A 21,721-nucleotide genomic window follows, 5' to 3' on the forward strand; every position below is an offset into this window, starting at 1 on the left:
GAGGACATTGGTAATGAGCAAGGGCGTCATCACGCAAGTTCTTCAGTTCACCGCAGCCGCAGTCATTTTGACGTTGTGCACCGCGACACCGGCGGCCGCACAGAATCAGGGAAAATCCGCAATGAACCAGAGCAGGCAGTCTGTCCAGACCGGCTACGCCCCCGTTAACGGTCTCAAGATCTACTTCGAGATCCACGGCGTCGCGAACCCCGGGCAACCGCCGCTGGTGCTACTGCACGGCGGTGGCGACACGATCGGCACCAGCTTCGGGCACCTGTTGCCGAAGCTCTCCCGCAACCGGCAGGTCATCGCATTCGAACAGCAGGGCTATGGGCACACGGCCGACATCGTCGAGCGCCCCTTCAGCTTCGAGCAGTCGGCCGACGACACCGCGGCCTTGTTGAACTATCTGCGGGTCGAAAAGGCGGATCTCTTTGGTTTCAGCAATGGCGGCACCATCGCGTTGCAGGTGGCGATCAGGCATCCGAACGTCGTGCGCAAGCTCGTGGTCGCGTCGGCGCTGCTGACGCGCGACGGTGCGTATCCGTGGCTCTGGGATGCCATGGCCAATGCCACGCTGGAGAACATGCCGAAGGAACTGCAGGAGGAGTACCTTAAAGTAGCGCCGCACCCGGAAAATCTGCGCCTGTTCCATGACAAGGCGGCTCAGCGCGTGCGTGACTTCAAGGACATTCCGGCTGAGGCGATTCGCGGCATCGCCGCACCGACGCTGGTTATCGTCGGCGATGCCGATGTGGTGCGACCCGAACACGCTGTGGACACTTTCCGGCTTCTCCAGCAGGCGCAGCTCGCCGTGCTTCCAGGAACCGATCACATGAAGGTGCCGACGCGCGTCGATTGGCTGGTCCCCATGATCGACGGGTTTCTCGACGAGGACACTGCAAAGTAAGGCCCTGGTTCCAACGGGTGCGCTCTGACGCCTGAGTTAAGCCGCGCCGCGAAGCGGCGTCGGCTCAGGCGGCGCCGGAACGCCGTCAAGGCGCATTGCAGATAAGGAAGTCAGAAGCTCACGCGCAGTCCGTGCTCGCGTGAGCTTATACCGACGTGCATGGGGACGATCCGACGCCGAGAGGTGTCTTGCCCTCACTGGATGGTCCTTTGCACACTGCGCCAGCGACCGCTCAGGGGTCGGAAGCGGTGTTCAATCTTCGCTAAAATACGGCAGCAAAAAGCACGTCGGGTTGCGACAGGCGCGCATCGGCGCGCGTCGCAGTGCATGGTATAGACTCGTCCGGCGCCGCACGCGAGTTGCAACGTGCGGGCCATCACGAATAAGCACAGGCCGCCGATGTCGATAAGGAAAAGAAGCTATCGATTTGGCGGTTTCGAGCTGAATACGCATGCACGCGAGCTGCTTCGGGACGGCCAGCCGGTGGCGTTGCCCGTGGTCGCTCTCGACTGCCTCGCCTATCTGATCGAGCACGGCGATCGTCCGGTCGGCCGCGACGAGCTGATCTCCGCCGTGTGGGGCCGCACCGACGTCAGCGAATCCACGCTCGCGCATACCATCGTGCGTTTACGCCAGGTGCTCGGCGATAGCGGCAACGACCAGCACAGCATCCGCACGGTACCCCGACTGGGTTTTCGTTGGGTCGCCGATACCGCGATCGAGGAAACCGAAGTGGTTGCGGCAGCCGTCGCCGCGAATGAACCGATACCGGACGCAGCGCCGATGTCGGACTTGGCGCCAACCGAGGCGCCGTCGCGGAAATCCCGGTGGCAACGATTGCCGCTGCGGCCGCGCTGGCTCTGGCCGATGGCGGCGCTGCTGGTGGCCGTGTCCCTTATCGTCGTGTTCGCAACCAGGACGCCGCCGACTCCGACCCCAGCCGCGCCCACAGAGCCGTACACGGCATGGGTGATGCCGGCCGAAGTCGATGCCCCCGAGGACTGGGCCTGGTTGCGACTGGGGCTGATGGATCTGGTCGCGAACCGGCTGCGGCTCGGCGCGCTGCCAACGGTGCCCAGCGAGACGGCGTTGGCGTTGTCGACCAAATGGAAGCAGGCGGCGCCCGGCGTCCCGCCAGATCCACGGCTCGGCATTTCCTTGCGCGTGCAACCGCGGGTCGAACGCATCGACGGCGCTTGGCGGGTGAGCTTGGCGGCGTATCCGAACGAGGGGCGCGCCCTGCACGCCGAGGCCCAGGCCGACGATGTACTGGTCGCGGCGCGCCGGGCCGCGGACGATCTGCTGGTCGCGCTGGGACATGCGCCGCCGATGGACGGCAGCCGCTCGCCGGCGGATCCGGAAAAATTGCTGCAACAGGTCGCCGCGGCGCGGCTGGCGGGCCGCTTGCCGCTGGCACTGGAACTGTTGCAACGCGCTCCGGCGCAATGGCTGCAGCAACCCGAAATCGCGCTGGTCGCCGCCAAGGTCGACTGCGATCGCGGCGAACGCAAAGCCTGCGAGCAACGATTGAACGTCCTGTTGAAGCAGCTTCCGGCCGACAAGAATCCGGTGCTGCGGGCGCGCGTACTGACATCGGTGGCTTGGTTGCACGCCAACCGCGCCGAATACGATCAGGCCGAGCGCGTCCTGACCGAGGCGCTGGCGCTGTTGCGCGGCCAGAACGCGCCGGGCGTGCTCGGCAATGTCTACTCGCAGCGCGGCTGGGTACGGTTGACGCTGTCGCGCCTGGACGAGGCGGTGGCGGATCTGAGCCTGGCGCGACTGGCCTTCGTCCGCAGCGGCGACATCCGCGAGATCGCCCGTACCGACCAGCGACTGGGCGTGGTCGCCGGGCGACGCGGTCAGCCGGGAGCCGCGCTGGCGCTGCTGCAGCGAGCCGCCGACCGTTTCGAGGCGGTCGGTGCCGAAAACGATCTGGCCGTGACTCTGATCGCGACCGCCGAGATCCAGGAAAATCTGCTCGAATTCGAGCAAGCGCTGGCGACCACCGACCGCTTCTGGTCGCCGCAATTCGCCCGCGATTGGGGGCGCAGCATCTGCCGCGCCTGGGTACTGGCGCAGAACGGCCGGCTACAGGAAGCCACGGCCCTGGCCGAGTCGATCCTCGCCGAAACCGATGCGAGCGAGGAAGAGGCCTTGCGTGCCGAGGCGCAGGCCTTGCTGGCACGGATCGCGCTGCAGCGCGGGCAGGCCGAGGACGCGGTACGGCTGGCGCAGCAGGTGGCGGAGCCGGCATTGGAGGAAAGCGATCGCCGCGAATACCTGGGCAACCAGATGGTGCTGATTCGCGGCCTGCGCAGCCTGGGCCGGCTCGACGCCGCGCGGCGCGAGGTCGAGCGTCTGCGCGCCTGGGTCGATGCGGCACCGGACGACTGGTTGCGCACCGGTGCGCTGCTGATGGAAGCGGAGCAGGACCTGGCCGAGGGCCGGCTGGAACCGGCGCTGCGCCGCCATGCCGAGGCGATGGCCAGCGCCGAACGCCTGGGCGTGCCGGAATGGCTGGTAGCGGTCGCCTACTCCTATGTGCCCGCGTTGATCGAAGCGGGCCGCCTCGACCAGGCCGGCGTGATCGGCGGCCGTATCGGTGCCTGGGCCGATCAGGACATGCGCGCCGCCTGGGTGCAGGCGCGCCTGCATCAGGCGCTGGGCGATGTCGAAGCCGGGCGGGCAGCGGAGCAGCGGGCGAAACGGCTGGCCGGAGAGCGCCGGCTGCCGTAGACGCTGGTCGAACCGGCGTCTTGCGAACCAGCCATGCCACGGCAAGCCGGTGGCATGCCTGCGAAAGCATGCCTGCAAAAGCATGCCGGCGCTGCAAGCGGCAGGGAATCCTGCACAGCGTGACCGCGACCCAAGTGCAAATGTGCTGCCGTTCCAACAATCGGCAAATGCCCATGCGCCTTGCATGAATATTGCGTCCTCGATGCATGCGCCGTCGCTGCGATCGAGGCCAAGCTGCGGCTGCAACATCGAGTAGGGGGCTGACTTGGCCACCATCCCAGCGCACCGGGAGGACAGCGCGTGCTTGAGCATGCCCGGGCATGCTTCTGCCATCGGGCGGCTGGACACTCGTGCCGCCTTTTTGAACGCAATCCAAGGAAATCCATGTCCAGTTCGCGCCCCGTCGCACCCGGCAACGACGATGTTTCGAACCTGCCGTTGCTGTGGCGGCAGTCGATCATCGACAATGCACGCGAGCAAGCCGAGCGCGATCTCACTCAGCGCCGCCGCAAGACGCTGTACTTCTCCGTCGTCACCGCCCTGGTGACCGGGGCGATGGCGCGGCCTGCCGTGGTGCAGGCGACCGATTACAAGGACACGGTCACCGGCGTCGCCGACAACGACCGGCCCGGCGGCGCCGGCGACTACGATCCCGGCTACGACATCGCGGACGAAAACGGCACCCTGCACTACCGCTTCGTCAACGGCGACAACGTGGCGCTGGAAGGCGTCGACCGCGACGTGCTTGCCATGTCCATCACCAGCGGCAAGCCGCCGGTCGTCCTGGACGTGGTCGGCGGCGGCTGGTTGAACCTGTCGGCGGTCCGCCCGGAAAGCACCAACCGGGGGATGGCGATCGGCATCCTCAACGACGGCAACACGGTTACCGTCAACGGCAACACCCGGATCTCCACCAACGCCGACGACGCGGATTTCGGCCTCGGTATCGGCAACGGTGCGCACGCGGTGATCGGCCGCGGCGGCAGCACCACGGTGTTCAACGGAGCCACCGACTTCCACGCCCGTACGCAGGGCTTCGCGCGCGCGGTTTGGGCATCCGGGCGCAGCAACATCGTCTTCAACGGTCCGACCACGATCCTCGCCGAAAGCCGCGGCACGCTCGACGCGGTCTACAACTCCGATGGCAGCACCATCACATTCAACGGCGACACCCGCATCTCGGCGTTGTCGATCTGGCCCAGCGACAACGCCCATGCCATCTACAACGACAACGTCAACAGCCGGCTGACGGTCAACGGCAACCTGTCGCTGACCACGGTCGCCGCGGGCTCGACCGCGTTCGGCGTGCGCAACCAGGGCGACATGGAGGTCTTCGGCGACGCCACCGTCAGCGTGACGGGCACGCGCTCCACGCATGGCATCGCCAATACCCATCGCAACGCGTGGATGATCTGGCATGGCAACGTGGACGTGCGCGTACGCAGCGAAGGGCCGGAAAACGGCTACGCGCCGTTTGGCAATCCCTCCGGCCTCAGCAACGACCGCTCGCCCGGTGCGCGCATGCGCTTCGAGGGCGCAGTGAACGTCGATGTCGCCTCGGAGGCGGAAACCTACGGCTTGGTCAGCACCGGCTTCGTCGAGTTCACCTCGCCCACCGCGCCGGTGTCATTCACCGTCGCCGCCGCTTGCAACCCGCCCAACGTCCCGAATTGTGACCGTGACGTGTACGGCGTCCGCAACTTCGGCACCGTCAATGTTGCCGGGGGGCTGACCGTATCGACAAGCCCGTTCGGTACCGGCGCCGCGTACTCGATCTGGAGCGTGCCGCTTGACAGCCAGGACGCCAGCGTCGCCGTCAACCAGGCCGGCGGCCGCACCGTGCGGCTCGACGGCGACATCGCCACCGCGACCGACAGCGTCAACGGCCACATCGGCTCGGTCGATCTCAATTTCGACACCTCCGACTCCTGGCTGCGCGGGCTGGTCAACGGCCGGCAGACCGACGCCGGCTTCACGGTGGGCAAGGCCGATCTGGCGTTCGCCAACGGCGCGACGTGGATTCCGGAGGGCGCCGGTACGCTGGCCAACGATTTCGGCACCGGATCGCTGGCCATCGGCAACGACGGCGCGATCGACATGGCCGGAGCCTGGGGCCGTTTCGTACCCGGCACGGTGCCGGCGCATACCTATCGCCGGCTGCTCGTCGACAGCAGCAGCACCGGCACCGGCGCCAGCGTCGCGCTGGCCGACGGCGCCAGGTTCATGCTGCTCAGCGACATCACCGGCAAGGCCGGCGCCGTCAGCGCCGATCAGATCGTGTTCGGCAGCGGCATCACGAGCTTCTCCACTCGCGGCACACAGGGCGTGGGCATCGTCTACGACCCGGTGCTGGACGACACCTCCTGGGTCAACGCCGCGAGCATTCGCGCCGGCCGGTCGATCCCCGCGGCTACGCCGATCGTCATCGTCGACGCCAGCGCCGCCGCGGGCGGCAGCGCCGCGTTCTCGGCAGTGGCCGGCCGGAACGGCCAATGGAGCGGGACCTACGAGAACGATCTGGTGCAGTTCACTTACACGCCGCAGGTGACATTGACCGATGGCGGAAAGAAAGTCGTGCTGACCGGCATCAACATCGTCGGAGCGGGCAGCGGTACCGACGTCGATACCGGGGGCAATCCGGGAGGCGATCCGGGAGGCAACACCGGAATCCTGCCATCGCAGACCGTGCTGTCGGCGGCCGATGCCGCCGACAGCCTCGTCAATCTGTGGATGGCCGACGCGCAAGACTCGCCGCAGCACCTGCGCAATCGACTGCGCGACAGCGATGCGGATCACGGCCAAATCTGGGCCAAGGCCGATGCCGGCGAAATCACGACGGAGACCGCGCATTCGCGTCGTTATCGTCAGGACTACCGCGGCATGACCATCGGCGCGGATCGCGGTTTCGCGCTGGGTACCGGCGCCGGCACCGTCGGGTTCAGCGCGGGACAGCTCCGCTCGACCGCCGACTACGCGCAAGGCAGGGGCGATCTGACCGGAACCACGCTGGGCGCCTATGGCCATTGGAGTGCCGAAAATGGCGCCTATCTGCTGCTCGGTGCGAGCGCATCGTCGCTGCAGAACCGGTACGCCGCACGCGATTCCGAAGGCCGCGATATCGTCGGTAAATACCGGACGAAAGCAGGCCAGCTGTATGCCGAAGGCGGCCGCAGCTTCAAGCTTGCCCAGTCCTACTACGTCGAACCCCAACTCGGTCTGTCGCTGAGCGCCATCCGCGGCAGCGACTACACCACCCGCAATGGCGTGCGGATCGGCCAGGACGAGCTCGATACCTCATACGCGCGCGCCGGCGTCGCCTTCGGCAGGACGCTGCAGGGCGCGCGCTTGGCGGGCAATGTGTACGTCCGCGCATCGGCCTTGCATTACCTCGGCGACAACCTCGACATCGCCGCGTCCAAGGACGGCGGCAGCATCGTCCCCGATACGTCCGACCGGAAAGGTACGAGCGGCGAGTTCATGCTGGGCGGCGACGTCGACTTCGGCAACAAGCGCACGTCCCTGTTCCTGGAGGCGTCCGGCGCCACGGGTGCTGAAACGGAGCGTCGTTGGGCCATCCAGGCAGGGTTGCGGCACAGCTGGTGATCCCTGTCGGCATTTCCGCGACGATGCTATGCGTCCGCTTTGGGGAAGCCGTCGTCGATCGATGGCCGCTATCGAGCCGACACGTAGCCGACGCCGCCAATCCAGCCGTACCTGTAGAAGCCGCCGTGACTTACGGCAAGTGGAGTAAAGCAATGACACGACGATATCTGCGGGGCATGGTGGTCCTGTCCGTTCTGCTGGGCATGGTGACCGGCCTGTCGGCCTGCGGAGATGGCGGAGGAACGTCGTCGCCGGCCGCGCACGCATCCGAAGCCAGAGCTGGAGCCGTAGCCGCAACTGGGGCTGCGACCGCTGTCGCAACTGGAGTAGAAGCCGGGGCTGAAGGTGAAACCGGAGCTGGAGTCGGAATCGAAGCCGCCGCGGTATCCGCTACCACACCGATCCGAATGACGGGAGGCCCGCTCCCACCGACCCTGATCGACCTCTTGGGCAACGGCCCGTTCATCGTCGTCGATCAGTTCGGCTATCTGCCCAGCCTGAAGAAGGTAGCCGTGCTGCGCGATCCTGCAATCGGTTTCGACAGCGCGGACCAGTACGTGCCGGGTCCGACGCTGCAGGTGGTCGATGTAGCGACGAACACCGTGGTGTTCAGCGGTTCGCCCACGCCCTGGAAGAACGGCGACATCGACGCCTCGTCCGGCGATCGCGCCTGGCAATTCGACTTCAGCGCGGTCACCGCAGCCGGCACCTACGAGGTCGTGGACGCGGCGCGCAACGTCCGATCGGCCCGGTTCGAGATCGGCGCCAACGTTTACCGGCCCGTGCTGGTGCAGGCAGTGCGCACCTTCTTTTACCAACGCGCCGGCCACGCCAAGCTGGCGCAGTACGCGGGCACCAGGTGGGCCGACAGCGCGAGCCACATGGGTCCGCTGCAGGATACGCAGGCCCGCCGCTACAACGCCGCCGGCGACGCATCGACACAGCGCGACCTGCATGGCGGTTGGTACGACGCCGGCGACTTCAACAAGTACACCAGTTGGGGCGCCGCTTACGTCGTCGATCTGCTGCATGCCTACACCGAGAACAAATCGGTGTGGACCGACGACTTCAATCTCCCCGAATCCGGCAACGGCCTGCCCGATATCCTGGACGAGGTGAAGTGGGGCCTGGACTGGCAGGTGCGGATGCAGAACGCCGATGGTTCGGTGCTGTCCATCGTCGGGCTCGCCTCGGCCGGTGGCGGCGGTCGGCCTTCCGCCGCCACCGGGCAGAGCCTGTACGGCGATGCCAGCACCTCGGCGACGCTGGCATCCGCGGCAGCCTACGCCTATGGCGCCAAGGTCTACGCCTCGTTGAACAAGCCGGCCTACGACGCCTACGCCGCCGATCTCGGCCAGCGCGCAAAGCGGGCCTGGGACTGGGCCATGGCCAATCCCAACGTGCTCTTCTACAACAACGATGCTTCGCGCGGCACCCAGGGCCTGGGCGCCGGCCAGCAGGAGACCGACGACAAGGGCCGTGCCCAGTTGCGGCTGGTGGCGGCGATCTATCTGTACGCATTGACCGGCGACACGGTGTACCGCAGTTACGTCGAGAGCCACTACACCGAAGAGCAGATGTTCTCGTCCTGGTGGTTGTCGCCCTACGGCGCCGGCGTGAACCGTCCGCTGCTTTACTACGCATCGCTGCCGGGCGCGACCGCCAGCGTGGCGCAGAACATCCGCACTCGCTATACCGAGCTTTGGGAACGCCCCGACTATGCCGGTTGGGGCGCCATCGCGGCGCAACGCGATCCCTACCGCGCCTACCTCGATGGCTACGTATGGGGCAGCAACGGGATAAAGGCGCTCGCGGGCGGTATGTTCGCCGACCAAGGGCTGTACGGCCTGAGCCAGCACAGCTCCGCGGAGATCGCAGACGCAGGCGCGGCGTACCTGCACTACCTGCATGGCGTCAACCCGCTGGGCAAGACCTACCTGTCGAACATGGGCGCCTACGGCGCGGAAAACTCGGTGGATCAATTCTTCCACTCGTGGTTCGCCGACGGCAGCCCGTGGGACAGCGTGCGGGACTCGCAGTACGGCCCCGCGCCCGGCTTCCTGGTGGGCGGCGCCAACAACACGCAGTACGACTGGGACGAACGCTGTCCCGGCATATCGACGAGATGCGGCTCGGCCCGCCCCTCGCCGCCGTACGGCCAACCCGGGCAGAAGGCGTACAAGGATTTCAACGACAGTTGGCCGTTGAATTCGTGGCCGATCACCGAGAACTCCAACGGCTACCAGACCGCCTACATCCGGCTGCTAGCGCGATACGTGAAGTAAGGCGCCGCGGTCTTCCTTGAGCCTGCGCGTTGATCGGGCTTGGCTGCTTGGGCCTAGTCAGTGGCTTCTTGGGTGCTCCCCAATGCCATCGCCTGATCGTGCTGATGCTGGCTTGCGACCCCTGCAGGTCGCAAGCTAGGCTGCGTATGTCTCGTTCAATCTGAACTCAGTTCAAGGTGTGACCTGACTCGAACGCTCGCCAACGGACGACTAATGGCAAATGCACTCATTGCTCTGGTACTGATCGAGGGCATTCTGCTGGTTTCATGGAACCGGGCTTATTGGGCTTGGGGGCTACCGTTGTTCAGTCGACGCATCGTGGTGCCGACCTCGGCACTGCTGCACTTCCCTTTCGATCGACTGGAAGGCGAAGTCGCGTCGGAGAAATGGCCAACGCTGCTGTTCCATCCCCTGTCCAAGCGCATCTGCGCGTTCCGCGAAAGTTTTGGTATCCACTTCGGCTGGCGCTACCCGCCGATGATGCGTGGGCTGATCGTAATCGACCGGCAGCGCGGTGAGATTCGCGTGGTGGGCTAGTGCAACTGGACGGTGCTGTTTGCCGTCGGAATCCTCATCCCGACAATAACCGTGAAGCCCTCTGCGGCGCTGATCGTCGCGTTGCTGCTCGGGGGCAGCTATCTGATGCAGAGGCACCGATTCGTGGCCGTCGATTCAGCGGTGCGCAGGCTGATGATGACCGGCGAACCGCAGCGGCTAGTCGGCCGTGATCCGGACAGGGCTGATCAACGTCGTTAGGCGTGGCTTCCGAGTTTTTCAACGGAATAGACCCAAAGCGGATCGTCACCTCAGATAGCGGCTCCCGACACGAAACGAAACCATCAGCCGGCTTGCGGCTCGGCGGCGTTGACCGCCCATTGGGCGGCGAAAGCGCGCTGGTAGGCGGGCCGCGCTTCGCCGCGGGCGACATAGGCGGCCAAGCTCGGGAATTCATCGAGGATGCCCGACGGCCTCAGCCTGAGCAGCACCGACACCATCATCAGATCGCCCGCGCTGAAGGCACCGTCCAGCCATTCGGCGTCGCCCAGGCGGGCCGACAGCTGGACCAGCCGATCGCGAATGCGTTCCGCTACCAGGGGCAGGCGCTCCTTGGCCCAGGGCTTGTCGCCTTCCTGGAACTTGACGATGACCAGGTCGAGGATCGGCGGTTCCACCGTGTTGAGCGCGGCGAACATCCAGGTGATCGCACGCGCCCGCGCGTTGGCATCGTCCGGCAACAGGCCCGCGCGGGTTTGGGCGAGATAAAGGACGATCGCGCCCGTTTCGAACAGGACGAGATCGCCTTCCTCATAGGTGGGAATCTGGCCGAAGGGATGCATGCGCAGGTGCGCGGGTTCCTTCATCGCGCGGAACGAAACCAGGCGGACCTCGTAGGCCTGGCCTACTTCTTCCAGCGCCCAGCGCACGCGCGTATCGCGCGCCAGCCCCTTGCCGCCGTCGGGCGATCGTTCAAAGGCGGTAATGGTGATGGTCATCGTGACGTGCTCCTGGTGAAAACCGGTTGGGGGTAGCCCTTTCAACATTACGACGAGCGGCCGGACCCGAATTCGACATAGGTCGGTGTGAAGGGTGCCGACAGCCGCCTGCATCGGGCCGCCAGCCCTCGCCTTTGCCGGAGATCTTGGGGAAGTCCGGCGCATGGGTCGTCAGGCGCGGCCCAGCGCCCCCCCGGGGGCCTCCGTAAACCCTGCACTGGCGCTTCGTTGCCGATATCTGCGTCGATCGCACGATGTAGTAGGCCCGCAGCGCCGTAACCCCCAGGCGTGCCCGTTCCCGGCCGGCAGCAGCCGGAGCTGCGGCCGTGTCTCGTCCTCTCCCGAATACGACCATCCCGGCGCCCCCTTCCCAACGCCCTCTTCAGCGACCGAACGGCACCAGCTTTCCTTGTGAAAGTGGCGTGAGGGGCGTAATTTTCAGTTGCAGCTATCCGGAGGCCCTGACATGAACTACACGGTGTACAGGGGAGCTACGGGAATCTATTTGCTGGTACCGGACTGCATGAAAGCCTCACGCGAAGCCGAACGCCTGCATGGGCCGCTGGTGCATTGCGGTGCCGTCGAATCAGAAGGGCATCCGCTGCCGCATTTGTGGGAGGCAGTGCTGACCGAAGTCGACGAACGGCTCTACGCGGTACTCAGCGAGCACATCGCGCACAGCTTTCTTGGAATCGAGTGCGGGAACACGGCAGTCAGGGCTCCACGGGACGATTCGCACCCTTAGATCCGACCGAACGCTACGGTGAACAGGTGACAGCTGCGACATAAGAGAGCCCCGCCAATAGCGGGGCTTTTCGGTGGCGACCAGTCCCTCAGTTCAACTTTGGCTCCGGCGGCGCCGGAGTCCAGGCTGTGCAGCGTTGAACTACGCCGGCAGCCTCTGCCGCAGTGCATCCAGCCGCATGACCTTGCTAAGCGTCTGGCTTATCACGCTCATGGAAAAGGCCGGCGAACTACCGGCTCTCTTCTCGTCAGTCTGCTGAAGTCGCTCGGTCGACGCACTCCGCGATCCGCTTTGCGCCGCGACCGAATGTCCGCTTTGGGTCGATAGCCGCCATTTGCAAACCATCACAGAACTGATCATGCCGCCGGCGGCATGATCGCTATTGATCGGTTCGGTGATGCATTTGCTCAAGCGCGGGCACTCGTCTTTGATCTTCCTGCTCCGACATTGCGCCCCTCTTGATTCAGTCTTCGTCTTTCGAATTGGAAAATCTATAGTCGATCTTAACGTCCCCATCGACCAGCTTGAACTGGCGCAGCTTTGGCGTATTCGAGGAACCAATCGTGAAGAGCCCAGCGACATTCAGGACTAATGCAAGGGATGTCTCTCTTCTGCTTTCGAGCGCATTCGGCACCAACCCTCAGAGCACGACACTCCAACTCGCGCCGATGAAGCGACGTACTTGCTCGCCACGACCGTTGTAGCCGTAGTTCATCACCGTCACGCCATTGATTTGGGTCTGAACTAAGCGATTGCTGTCGTCGTAGCTCAGCGCCAACCCGGTGCCGCCCACCGACGCGGTGTTGCCGTTGGTGCTGTAAGTCCGCGCTACCCCACCTACAGACGACAGGCGATGGCTGGTTGTGGGGTAGGCATACGTTGCGGTGCCGGCCGACGTAGTTTTACCGGTACGATTGCCTGTAGCGTCATAGGTGTAGGTTTACAGCGGTGTACCGCTGGGACCATCCTGCAGTTGGTCCAGGCGGCTCATCGCGTCGTAGCGGTAGCGCGCGTCCAATGTATTGGATCGGTTACGCAACTCGCTGATGCGGCCCAAGGCATCCTGGGTAAGGTCTAGATATAGGCCAGTGCCGGAGGTAGTTCGCTGCCAGCCTCGGGCTGGGTGGCGGCCAACGCATCGAGCAAGGAAGACGGCAGCATGCCGCCGGATCGGTTCAGCGCCTCGGAAATCAGATCATCGCCAAAGACCTATCGCCCCGGATCGGCAGTCGGCACGGTCCTGTCGCCCGGAAGCGGCGGCTTGCCGTCCTCATCCGGGCGCTGATCCTGTGGCTGCAGCCGCATGTCCGCCACCGTGGGGAAGCATCCGTGCCAGCCAATCGCCCGCGATGGTCGCAACCCGCTCCAGTGCGCCCGGCTCCTCGAACAGATGCGTGGCGCCCGGGACGACTTTGAGTTCCGCGCGGCCGCCCATCGCCGCGTAGGCCAGACGGTTGAGGTCCAACACCTGCAGGTCGGCACCGCCCACGATCAGCAACGTGTCCGCACGCACTTGCGACAGCGCCTGCCTTCCGGCCAGGTCGGGCCGCCCCCCGCGCGAGACCACCGCGGCGACGTCATCCGGCCGGGCGGCGGCCGCCACGAGCGCCGCTGCAGCCCCGGTGCTAGCGCCGAAGAGCCCGAGCGGAAGATATTTGCAGGACGGTTCGTGCCGGGTCCACGCGAGCGCCGCTTCCAGACGTTGTGCAAGCAACGGTATGTCGAAGTGCGCTGCCGGGTTGCGGTCTTCCTCCGGCGTCAGCAGGTCGAACAGCAATGTCGCCAGCCCGCGCCGGTTCATCGCGGTCGCCACGAAACGGTTGCGTGGACTGTGCCGGCTGCTGCCGCTTCCGTGGACGAAGACCACGAGGCCGCGCGGCGACGGCGGCACGATCAAGTCACCTTCGAGGACGATGTTCCCTGCCGGGATGCGCACCGACTGATTCGAGATCGTTGGAGATGCCGTTCCAGCGACCGGGGCGGCGAGCAGACCGATCACGTCCTCATCGGTGACTCCGGCGAAATCCAGGTAGTACAGACCGACTGCGTTGAACGGCGATGGCGTAGCCAGGCAGACTACGTCATCGGCGAACCGGGAAACCCGCGCCAGGCTGTCGCGCGCGGCCACGGGTACTGCGCAAACCAGGCGTGCGGGCTCCTGTGCGCGTGCCGCTTTCAATGCCGCGGTCATCGTCGACCCGGTGGCGAGGCCATCATCGATCACGATCACCGTGCGTCCGGCGAGTGCGATCCCGCGCTGACCGGGACGGTAGCGCGCCCGGCGCTCTCGGATCAGCGCAAGCTGGCGCTGAGCTTCGCGTTCGATGTAGGCATCGTCGGCTCCTGCCCAGTAAGCGTGCTCGGAGAGCATCACCCTGCCCCGCTCGTCCACCGCGCCAATTGCGAACTCGGAATTGCCCGGCGCGCCCAGCTTGCGCACCAGCACCACATCGAGTTCGCCCTCCAGCGCATCGGCGATGATCCGCCCCATTGGCACCGCGCCGCGCGGGATGGCCAGCACCACGGGGTGGCTACCGCGGTACTGTTGAAGCACGACCGCCAGTTGCCTGGCAGCATCATCACGGTCGTGGAAAGGCAGTGAAACCATGAGATTAACTCCAGCAGCCCCTGAACTATGTCGTGCCAGGAGCCACCGGTATTGACCTGCATCAAGATGCCGTGGGAATCGCGAGCCATGCTCGATTGAAGCCGCATGCCGCGGCCCTGAGATCGAGGCCCGCATGACCGTCCGCCACCCGACTATCCTGGGTGCCATCCGCAACAGCGCCAACGTGCTTGGCGGCAGTTCCCGCGATCACGACCCGCTGCTTGGCATGGTCGGTGATCGCGCGTTCGTCCTGCTCGGCGAGGCGACGCACGGCACGCACGAGTTCTACGCAATGCGCGCGGAGATCACCCGTCGGCTGATCGAGGAACATGGTTTCGACGCCGTGGCCGCGGAAGCCGACTGGCCGGACGCCTACCGGCTCAACCGTTACGTGCGCGGCGCCGGTGACGCATCGCTCGACGAGGCCTTCGGCGATTTCCAGCGGTTCCCGACCTGGATGTGGCGCAACCAGGCCGTGCGATCGTTCATCCAGTGGCTGCATGCGCACAATGCACAGACGCCTGCCGCGTCTCGCGTCGGGTTCTATGGCCTGGACCTGTACAGCCTCTACCGTTCGGCCGATGCGGTGACCGCCTACCTGGAAGGCGTCGATCCCGAACAGGCCGCGGCCGCCCGGCGGCTCTACGCCGGCCTGGACCACGTGCGCGATCCGCAGGACTACGGCTACGAAGCTGCCTTCGGCCTGCGACCACCCTGCCGCGATGCGGCGGCGGCCATGCTCATCGATCTGGTGCGCATGGCGCCCAGCTATCTGGCCGAAGATGGCGCGGAGGCGCAGGACGAGCAGTTCTTCGCCGAGCGCAATGCCTACGTCGTGCTCAACGCCGAGCATTACTACCGGGCGATGTTCGGCGGACGCACGAACACCTGGAACCTGCGCGACGCGCACATGGTGAATACGCTGTTCGCGCTGCGACGACACCTGCGCGAAGGCGGGCGACCGGGCCGGATCGTGGTGTGGGCGCACAACTCCCATCTGGGCGATGCGCGAGCCACGCAGATGGGCGAACGCGGCGAGTGGAACGTCGGGCAGCTTCTGCGTGAACAGGCGGGCGCTGCGCAGACGTTGCTGGTCGGATTCACCACCTACACCGGGCATGTCACCGCCGCGCGCGACTGGGACGCACCGGCAGAGCGACGCTGGGTGCGTCCCGCGCACAAGGACAGTTGCGAGCACCTGTTCTACACCACCCATCTGGATCGCTTCTTCCTGCCGCTGCGTGCGGGCGTCGCCGAAGCTCTGGCCCCTCCCCTGCTCGAGCGCGCGATCGGCGTCGTGTACCGTCCTGAGACCGAAATGGCGAGCCATTACTTCAACGCTTCGCTGAGCGCCCAGTTCGATGCCGTGTTCCATCTCGACGAGACGACAGCGGTCGAGCCGTTCGACATCAACGAGCACTGGACCCGGCACGAACCGCCGGACACCTATCCGTTCGGCCTCTGACATGGACCTTCCGGCGTCGAATGCAGGTCCGGCCCCGCGCCATGGCGACCGCGCGCCGCGGGCCCTGCTCCTGGTGTTCGCGGGCATATGGGCCGCGCTGGCAATCGCGCCGCGATACCGCCAGGACTGGCTGCTTGAAAACGTGGCGGTTCTGCTGGCCGTGCCGATGCTGGTCTGGTCCTTCCGCCGGGTGCGGCTATCCAATGCCAGCTACGCGGCCATCTTCGTATTCCTGGTCCTGCACGAGATCGGTGCGCACTACACCTATTCGGAAGTGCCCTATGACCGCTGGATCAGGTCGTTGTCCGGATTCTCGCCCGACCAGATGCTTGGCTTGACGCGCAACCATTACGACCGTGCGATCCATTTCCTGTATGGCCTGCTGATCACGCCCGCGGTGGTGGAGTTGCTCGCGGCGCGGGCACCGCCGCAGGGCGTGTGGCGGTGGATCCTGCCGGTGTCGTTCGTGATGTCGAATTCGGTCGTGTACGAACTGGCCGAATGGGCCGCCGCACTGGTGTTCGGCGGCGATCTTGGCGTCGCCTACCTTGGCACCCAGGGCGATCCGTGGGATGCGCAGCACGACATGGCACTTGCGACATTGGGCAGCGTGGTGGCGATGGCCTGGATCGGTGTTCGATCTCGGCGACACCCGCATGCCTCGGCACTTCCCGTTCCGGGCTCCGCCCGGCGCGGGCACTGAAGTTCCTAGAGCGATCGCGATGCTTGTCGAAGCTCATGTGATGTTGCTGGAGCATCCGCACTCGGCGCTGATCGACACGCCGCTTCCGGTGCCCGTGCCGCAAGCTGGCGAGATCCGGATCCTCATTGAGGCCTGCGGGGTTTGTCGTACCGATCTGCACGTCGCCGACGGTGAACTGCCGCAAGCCACATACCCGATCGTGCCCGGGCACGAAATCGTGGGCATCGTCGATGCGCTCGGCGTCGGGGTGACCGCGTTCGAGCCTGGCGAGCGCGTCGGCGTGCCATGGCTGGCCCGGACCTGCGGTCGTTGCGGGTACTGCGAGCGAGGCCTCGAGAACCTGTGCGATTTCGCCGAGTTCACCGGGTGCACCCGCGATGGCGGATACGCCACCCACGTACTGGCGGACGCTGCGTTCTGCATACGCCTCGGTGCGCCATGGACGGATCCCGTCGCAACCGCGCCGCTGCTGTGCGCGGGCCTGATCGGCTGGCGCGCCTTGAGCGCCGCCGGTCCGGCAGAACGGTTGGGCATTTTCGGGTTCGGAGCTGCAGCGCACATCGTGACCCAGCTGGCGCGTTGGCGCGGGACGCGTGTATTCGCATTCACCCGGCCCGACGACCGGTCCACGCAAGCATTCGCCAAGTCGCTGGGCGCGTCCTGGGCCGGCGGCTCCGACGAGCCGACGCCGGAACCCCTGGATGCCGCCATCATCTTCGCACCGGTCGGCGGCCTGGTCCCCGCTGCGCTGCGGTCGGTGCGCAAGGCCGGGCGCGTGGTTTGCGCGGGCATCCACATGAGCGACATCCCCCGCTTCCCGTATCGGCTGCTTTGGGAGGAGCGCCAGTTGGTGTCGGTTGCAAACCTGACGCGCCAGGACGCCGTCGCCTTCTTCGACGTCGCAGCACGCGCAGAGGTACGAACGCATGTGCAGCGCTACGCGCTTGACGATGCCAATCGGGCGCTGGCCGACCTCCGGGCGGGCCGAGTCGAAGGCGCCGCGGTCCTGGTGCCGGGGGATGGCAGATGACCGTCGCATCCATTTCCCGTCGCCTGCCTGGCGCCTGGAGAGTGCATCCGGCCGGATGGATGCGAACCGTGCTTGTCCTGTTGGCGTGTCTCTGGTTGCTGCCACTTTGCGCCCAGGAAATGCCGACCTCGCCCCGCACGGGCACCGTCGACCTGCCACCCGGCGAATACCTGTGGAAGCCCCTGGCCCCCAATGAACGCGGCCCGCCGCGGCAGCGATCAGTACGATCCGTTCGCCGGCTTGCAACAGTCGGGCTAGGATCGGCCATAGCAGTTGCAGTTCGACTGGGAAATGGCATTAAGGCCCATTCATAAAAACAGGATTGGTGCAAAGCACCAATCGATTGCGTGACTGGGCTGGGCATGAACTGCGTGCGTTCCTGCTTTCCGCGAACTCTCATTGCATCGGGATGAAAATTCATCAATAAACAGATTGCCGGCGTAGATGGCCATCGTCAGAGGGCGGACGGCAGCCGGCTATCGGTCACTCAAATGTCCGCTTCCGGCCAGAAGCGGACATTCCATCCTGGTGACGCGCCGCCAACGACCCACGTTCGAACGCCTATCCGGCTGCCGCCCGGAACCTCGCCAGCTCCGCCTCCAGTTCAGCGATACGTGCGTCTTTGTCCTGCAACGCCGCCAGCACGTCCTCGGCTTCGAAGCGTGGCGGGATGTGCTGGGGGCAATTGGCATCCCAAGCGTTGACGGTGAACCGTAGTACCTGTTCGGGACGCGCCTGGTAGCCCGGCGGCATCAGCTGCGCCAGCAAATCATCGGTGGCTGCAACCATGTGTGCCTCACCCCATACCTTTACCCGCTTGCGTTGACGGTAGTCGATCAGGAACAGATGCGCTTTCGGCTTTTCCTGCAGGTTCCCGGTGCTGATGAATTGTCGATTGCCGGAAAAATCGACGAAGGCGAGCGTGTGCTCGTCGAGCACGCGCAGGAAGCCAGGTGGCCCGCCCCGGTGCTGAATATAGGGCTGGCCATCGCCGTTGACCGTAGCCAGGAAAACGCTGCGTTGTACCTCGACGAAGGCCTTCAGCTCGGCAGTGATGGTTGTTTCCCACGAGCCGGCCTGTTCCATGTGGGCGTAGGCGCGGCGCGATCCTTTGCTCGCCTGGATGGCTTTCACCGTCGGAGTAAAGGCGATGTCACTGGCGTAGCGCATGGTCATGGCCTCATAGCCCGAGCGTGCTCAGGGACGGATGGTCGTCGGGACGGCGGCCTTGCGGCCAGTGGAAGAGTCGTTCGTCCTCGCCAATCGCGAGGTCATTGATGCTGGCCAACCGGACTTGCATCAGACCGTCACCATCGAACTCCCAATTCTCGTTGCCGTAGCTGCGCCACGATTTCCCGGCATCGTCCCGCCATTCGTAGGCGAAGCGCACGCCAATGCGATTGTCGCGAAACGCCCATAACTCCTTGATGAGCCGGTAGTCGCGTTCGCGTTGCCACTTGCGGGTCAGGAACGCCTCGATTGCCGCTCGGCCCTGGAGGAATTCCGAGCGATTGCGCCAACGGCTATCGGGGGTATAGGCGAGCGCCACACGTGCAGGATCGCGCGAGTTCCAGGCGTCTTCGGCAAGGCGGACTTTCTGCGTTGCCGATTCGAGCGTGAATGGAGGCAGCGGTGGGCGGCTCATGATCGTTGTCGTCTCCCTGGAGGGCGAATCACCGACGGCGCGACGGGCGCCGTCGGTGCGGTTGAGGCTCAAGCCGCCTGGCGCGCGCCGATCACCGGAAAATCGATTTCGGTTTGCGCGACTTCATTGATGTAGTTGGTCCAAGTGTTCAACGCGACATGCTGGACGATCTCGACAACTTGCGCATCGCTGTAACCGGCGGCCTTGACTGCGGCCACATCCTCGCCGCTGACGTGACCGCGCCGTTCGGCAACCCGGGCGGCGAAGCGCACGGCCGCGTCGGCGAACGGATCGTTGGACGCGCCGTTGCGGTTGGCGGTCATCTCGGCGTCGTCGAGCTTGGCCACGTGCTTGCCGAGGTAGGTGTGCGCCGACAGGCAATAGCTGCAGCCGTTGATTTCGGCAATGGCCAGGGCGATGCGCTCGCGGGTGGCGGCGGGCAGCGTGCCTTTGGCCAGTGCCGAGTTCATGCCGAGGTAGCCCTCGAGTGCGGCCGGGCTGTTGGACACCAGGCGAAACAGGTTCGGTACCGAGCCGAGCTGCTGCTTCACCGCCTGCAGCAACGGCTGGGCGGCGGCAGGGGCGGACTCGATCGTGGCGGGGGTCGGAAGACGGGACATCAGGATTCTCCTCGGGTCTGGCCGGGCGGGTTTGGCCGGTGGAGAAAGCGTAGATACTTCCGATTGACGCAACTAGACGGTAAATTCGAGAAGTATCCTTCTGAAATTTGGAAGTAAATGGATCGCATCGAAGCGATGATGGTGTTCCGGGCGGTGGTCGACGCCGGCAGTCTCTCGGCGGCGAGTCGGCAACTGCACATGCCACTGGCCACTGTGAGCCGCAAGCTGTCCGACCTGGAGGCGCACCTGAAGGCGCGGTTGCTGCAGCGCTCAACGCGCCAGCTCGTGCTCACCGATGCCGGCGCGGCCTACCTCATCGCCTGTCGGCGCATCCTTGACGATGTCGAGGAAGCCGAACGCAGTGCCGCCGGCGAATTCAGCGCGCCCAAGGGCGAGTTGGTGATCACCGCACCGATCGCGTTCGGCCGATTGCACGTCGTGCCGATCACCGCCGAGTTCCTCAGGGCCTATCCGGACGTGGACGTTCGGCTGGTGCTGGGCGACCGCATGTTCAATCTGCTGGACGAGCATGTGGATCTCGCAGTCCGCATCGGCGAACTCCCCGACAGCACGCTGGTGGCCTCGCGCGTGGGCGCGACCCGCCACGTGGTGAGCGGCAGCCCGGCCTATCTGGACCGGCATGGCCGCCCGCAGCAGCTGACCGACTTGTCCGGCCACGACATCATCACTTTCGACCATCTGACGGGGCCGGGGGCGTGGAAATTCCGCATGGGTTCGTCCGAAGCCTCGGTTCCCGTGCGCGCGCGGATGACCGTCAATACCGCAGACGCGGCGGTCGCGGCGGCTATCGCCGGCGCCGGCCTGACGCGGACCCTGTGCTATCAACTCGCCGAGCATGTGCGGCGCAAAACGCTGGAGCTCGTCCTCCCGGAATTCGAGCCGGTGCCGTGGCCGATCAATCTCGTCTACCTGCAGCAAGGTCGGTTGCCGCTGAAGGTGCGCGCATTCCTGGACTTCGTGACGCCGCGCTTGCGGGCGCGTCTGGCCGACACGGCGCCCCTGGGAAAATAAGATGCTTTCCGGACGCCACGGTACTGCGGGCATGAACCCGGTCCGGAGCATCCCAGTACAGCGGCCTTCGCGCGGAGCCAATGGCGGCCACCGGCAAATCGCCTGCATCTTGTTGTCAATTTCCACAGCCCCTGACGGGCTGTCATGCCCGAACAGTTTCCGCTTCGGGTCGGAAGCAGACACCAATCCCCCTATCCCACAAACAAACAGCCCCGCCAAGGCGGGGCTGTTCTCGTTCACGGTGGGCGCCGGTCTTACAACGGTACGTCCACCGCCGGCGCTGCCTTGCTGGGGCTGCGGTTGAAGCGTGCCGACAGCATCTGCCGCAGCGCATCGAGGCCCGCGCCTTTACCGGCGATCTTCAGGAAGGCGTAGCCCTCCAGCGCGTTGGTCATCAGGTCGCTGCCCAGGGCCATCTCGGAATCCTGCACGCGTTCGCTCAGGCGCATCAGGCGCTGCGCTCGCGGGCGCAGGGCGTCCAGCGCGGCCAGGTCCCGGTGCAGGCTGGCGATCTCGAAGTTGCGCGGCACGATGCCTGGGTTCTCGCTCAGCACGTGCACCGCCTGGCGGCAGAACGCTTCGGACTTGTCGCCCATCTTGGTGAGTTGGCGGCGCTGGTCCGGCGTCAGTGCGATCAGCGCCGTCAGGTGACTCTCTAAAACGTTCAAGGCGTCGTCRATGGCGGCGAGCGACTCGGCCGGCAATTGCAGATCGATCAGGTTCTGGCTCATGTCCCGTCCTTAGCTGTCTGTGGAATCACGCCGGCTCAACGACCGGTGCGGATCGCAAAGCGTTTTGGCGCACGCGCGAAAGTTTGTGCCTTACGCGTGACTCGCCGAAACC

17 protein-coding genes are annotated in these 21,721 nt (G+C 65.5%); 10 read left to right on the forward strand and 7 right to left on the reverse strand.

Going from position 1 to position 21,721, the window contains the following annotated elements:
• Positions 1-13: 13 nt before the first annotated feature.
• The 5 genes from ASE10_RS17805 (at position 14) to ASE10_RS21215 (ending at position 10,074) form a co-directional block, all read left to right on the forward strand.
• On the forward strand, positions 14-910 hold the full coding sequence (locus ASE10_RS17805; protein WP_200949809.1) for an alpha/beta hydrolase: 897 nt from the start codon (positions 14-16) through the stop codon (positions 908-910).
• Positions 911-1,309: 399 nt separating this feature from the next.
• Entirely contained in the window at positions 1,310-3,649 is a 2,340-nt protein-coding gene (locus ASE10_RS17810; RefSeq protein ID WP_082586139.1) for a transcriptional regulator, read from the forward strand.
• Between the two features lie 300 nt (positions 3,650-3,949).
• On the forward strand, positions 3,950-7,252 hold the full coding sequence (locus tag ASE10_RS17815) for an autotransporter outer membrane beta-barrel domain-containing protein (protein ID WP_157481163.1): 3,303 nt from the start codon (positions 3,950-3,952) through the stop codon (positions 7,250-7,252).
• 125 nt (positions 7,253-7,377) lie between these two features.
• Positions 7,378-9,537 (forward strand): glycoside hydrolase family 9 protein, encoded by a 2,160-nt coding sequence (locus ASE10_RS17820; protein ID WP_200949810.1) that lies wholly within the window; start codon positions 7,378-7,380, stop codon positions 9,535-9,537.
• Positions 9,538-9,750: 213 nt separating this feature from the next.
• Positions 9,751-10,074 (forward strand): hypothetical protein, encoded by a 324-nt coding sequence (locus tag ASE10_RS21215; RefSeq protein WP_235567581.1) that lies wholly within the window; start codon positions 9,751-9,753, stop codon positions 10,072-10,074.
• A 302-nt stretch (positions 10,075-10,376) separates the two neighbouring features.
• Here ASE10_RS21215 and ASE10_RS17835 read toward each other — a convergent pair whose 3' ends face one another.
• Entirely contained in the window at positions 10,377-11,030 is a 654-nt protein-coding gene (locus ASE10_RS17835; RefSeq protein WP_056306303.1) for a glutathione S-transferase family protein, read from the reverse strand.
• 466 nt (positions 11,031-11,496) lie between these two features.
• Here ASE10_RS17835 and ASE10_RS20435 point away from each other — a divergent pair, with 466 nt between their 5' ends.
• On the forward strand, positions 11,497-11,775 hold the full coding sequence (locus tag ASE10_RS20435) for a hypothetical protein (protein WP_157481165.1): 279 nt from the start codon (positions 11,497-11,499) through the stop codon (positions 11,773-11,775).
• A 640-nt stretch (positions 11,776-12,415) separates the two neighbouring features.
• On the opposite strand, the gene ASE10_RS20440 is transcribed toward ASE10_RS20435, so the two are convergent.
• Both ASE10_RS20440 and ASE10_RS17840 read right to left on the reverse strand, forming a co-directional pair.
• Entirely contained in the window at positions 12,416-12,568 is a 153-nt protein-coding gene (locus ASE10_RS20440) for a hypothetical protein (RefSeq protein WP_157481167.1), read from the reverse strand.
• A 477-nt stretch (positions 12,569-13,045) separates the two neighbouring features.
• Positions 13,046-14,383 (reverse strand): phosphoribosyltransferase family protein, encoded by a 1,338-nt coding sequence (locus ASE10_RS17840; RefSeq protein ID WP_056306305.1) that lies wholly within the window; start codon positions 14,381-14,383, stop codon positions 13,046-13,048.
• Positions 14,384-14,516: 133 nt separating this feature from the next.
• Here ASE10_RS17840 and ASE10_RS17845 point away from each other — a divergent pair, with 133 nt between their 5' ends.
• Genes ASE10_RS17845 through ASE10_RS17855 form a run of 3 tightly spaced genes read left to right on the forward strand, consistent with a single transcriptional unit; the run spans position 14,517 to position 17,581 of the window.
• Positions 14,517-15,848: an erythromycin esterase family protein gene (locus ASE10_RS17845; RefSeq protein ID WP_056306307.1), complete on the forward strand. Its 1,332-nt coding sequence runs from the start codon at positions 14,517-14,519 to the stop codon at positions 15,846-15,848.
• Between the two features lies 1 nt (position 15,849).
• Positions 15,850-16,551 carry a DUF2238 domain-containing protein gene (locus tag ASE10_RS17850; RefSeq protein ID WP_056306309.1) on the forward strand — a complete coding sequence of 234 codons (702 nt, stop codon included), beginning with the start codon at positions 15,850-15,852 and terminating at the stop codon, positions 16,549-16,551.
• 19 nt (positions 16,552-16,570) lie between these two features.
• Positions 16,571-17,581, forward strand: a complete 1,011-nt coding sequence (locus ASE10_RS17855; RefSeq protein WP_235567582.1) for a zinc-dependent alcohol dehydrogenase family protein — start codon at positions 16,571-16,573, stop codon at positions 17,579-17,581.
• Positions 17,582-18,142: 561 nt separating this feature from the next.
• Here ASE10_RS17855 and ASE10_RS17860 read toward each other — a convergent pair.
• From ASE10_RS17860 to ASE10_RS17870, 3 genes are all read right to left on the reverse strand, one after another.
• A complete protein-coding gene (locus tag ASE10_RS17860; protein ID WP_056306311.1) occupies positions 18,143-18,757 on the reverse strand; it encodes a pyridoxamine 5'-phosphate oxidase family protein in 615 nt (204 codons plus the stop codon).
• Between the two features lie 4 nt (positions 18,758-18,761).
• Positions 18,762-19,226, reverse strand: coding sequence for a nuclear transport factor 2 family protein (locus ASE10_RS17865; RefSeq protein ID WP_056306313.1), 465 nt, complete (start codon positions 19,224-19,226; stop codon positions 18,762-18,764).
• A 68-nt stretch (positions 19,227-19,294) separates the two neighbouring features.
• Entirely contained in the window at positions 19,295-19,846 is a 552-nt protein-coding gene (locus ASE10_RS17870; protein WP_055910438.1) for a peroxidase-related enzyme, read from the reverse strand.
• Between the two features lie 117 nt (positions 19,847-19,963).
• Between ASE10_RS17870 and ASE10_RS17875 the strand changes: the two genes are divergently transcribed.
• Positions 19,964-20,878 carry a LysR family transcriptional regulator gene (locus tag ASE10_RS17875; RefSeq protein WP_055910440.1) on the forward strand — a complete coding sequence of 305 codons (915 nt, stop codon included), beginning with the start codon at positions 19,964-19,966 and terminating at the stop codon, positions 20,876-20,878.
• A gap of 254 nt (positions 20,879-21,132) precedes the next feature.
• On the opposite strand, the gene ASE10_RS17880 is transcribed toward ASE10_RS17875, so the two are convergent.
• Positions 21,133-21,609, reverse strand: a complete 477-nt coding sequence (locus ASE10_RS17880) for a hypothetical protein (protein ID WP_056306315.1) — start codon at positions 21,607-21,609, stop codon at positions 21,133-21,135.
• Positions 21,610-21,721: the final 112 nt, after the last annotated feature.

The organism is Lysobacter sp. Root76 (genome assembly GCF_001428685.1).
Lineage (GTDB): Bacteria > Pseudomonadota > Gammaproteobacteria > Xanthomonadales > Xanthomonadaceae > Lysobacter.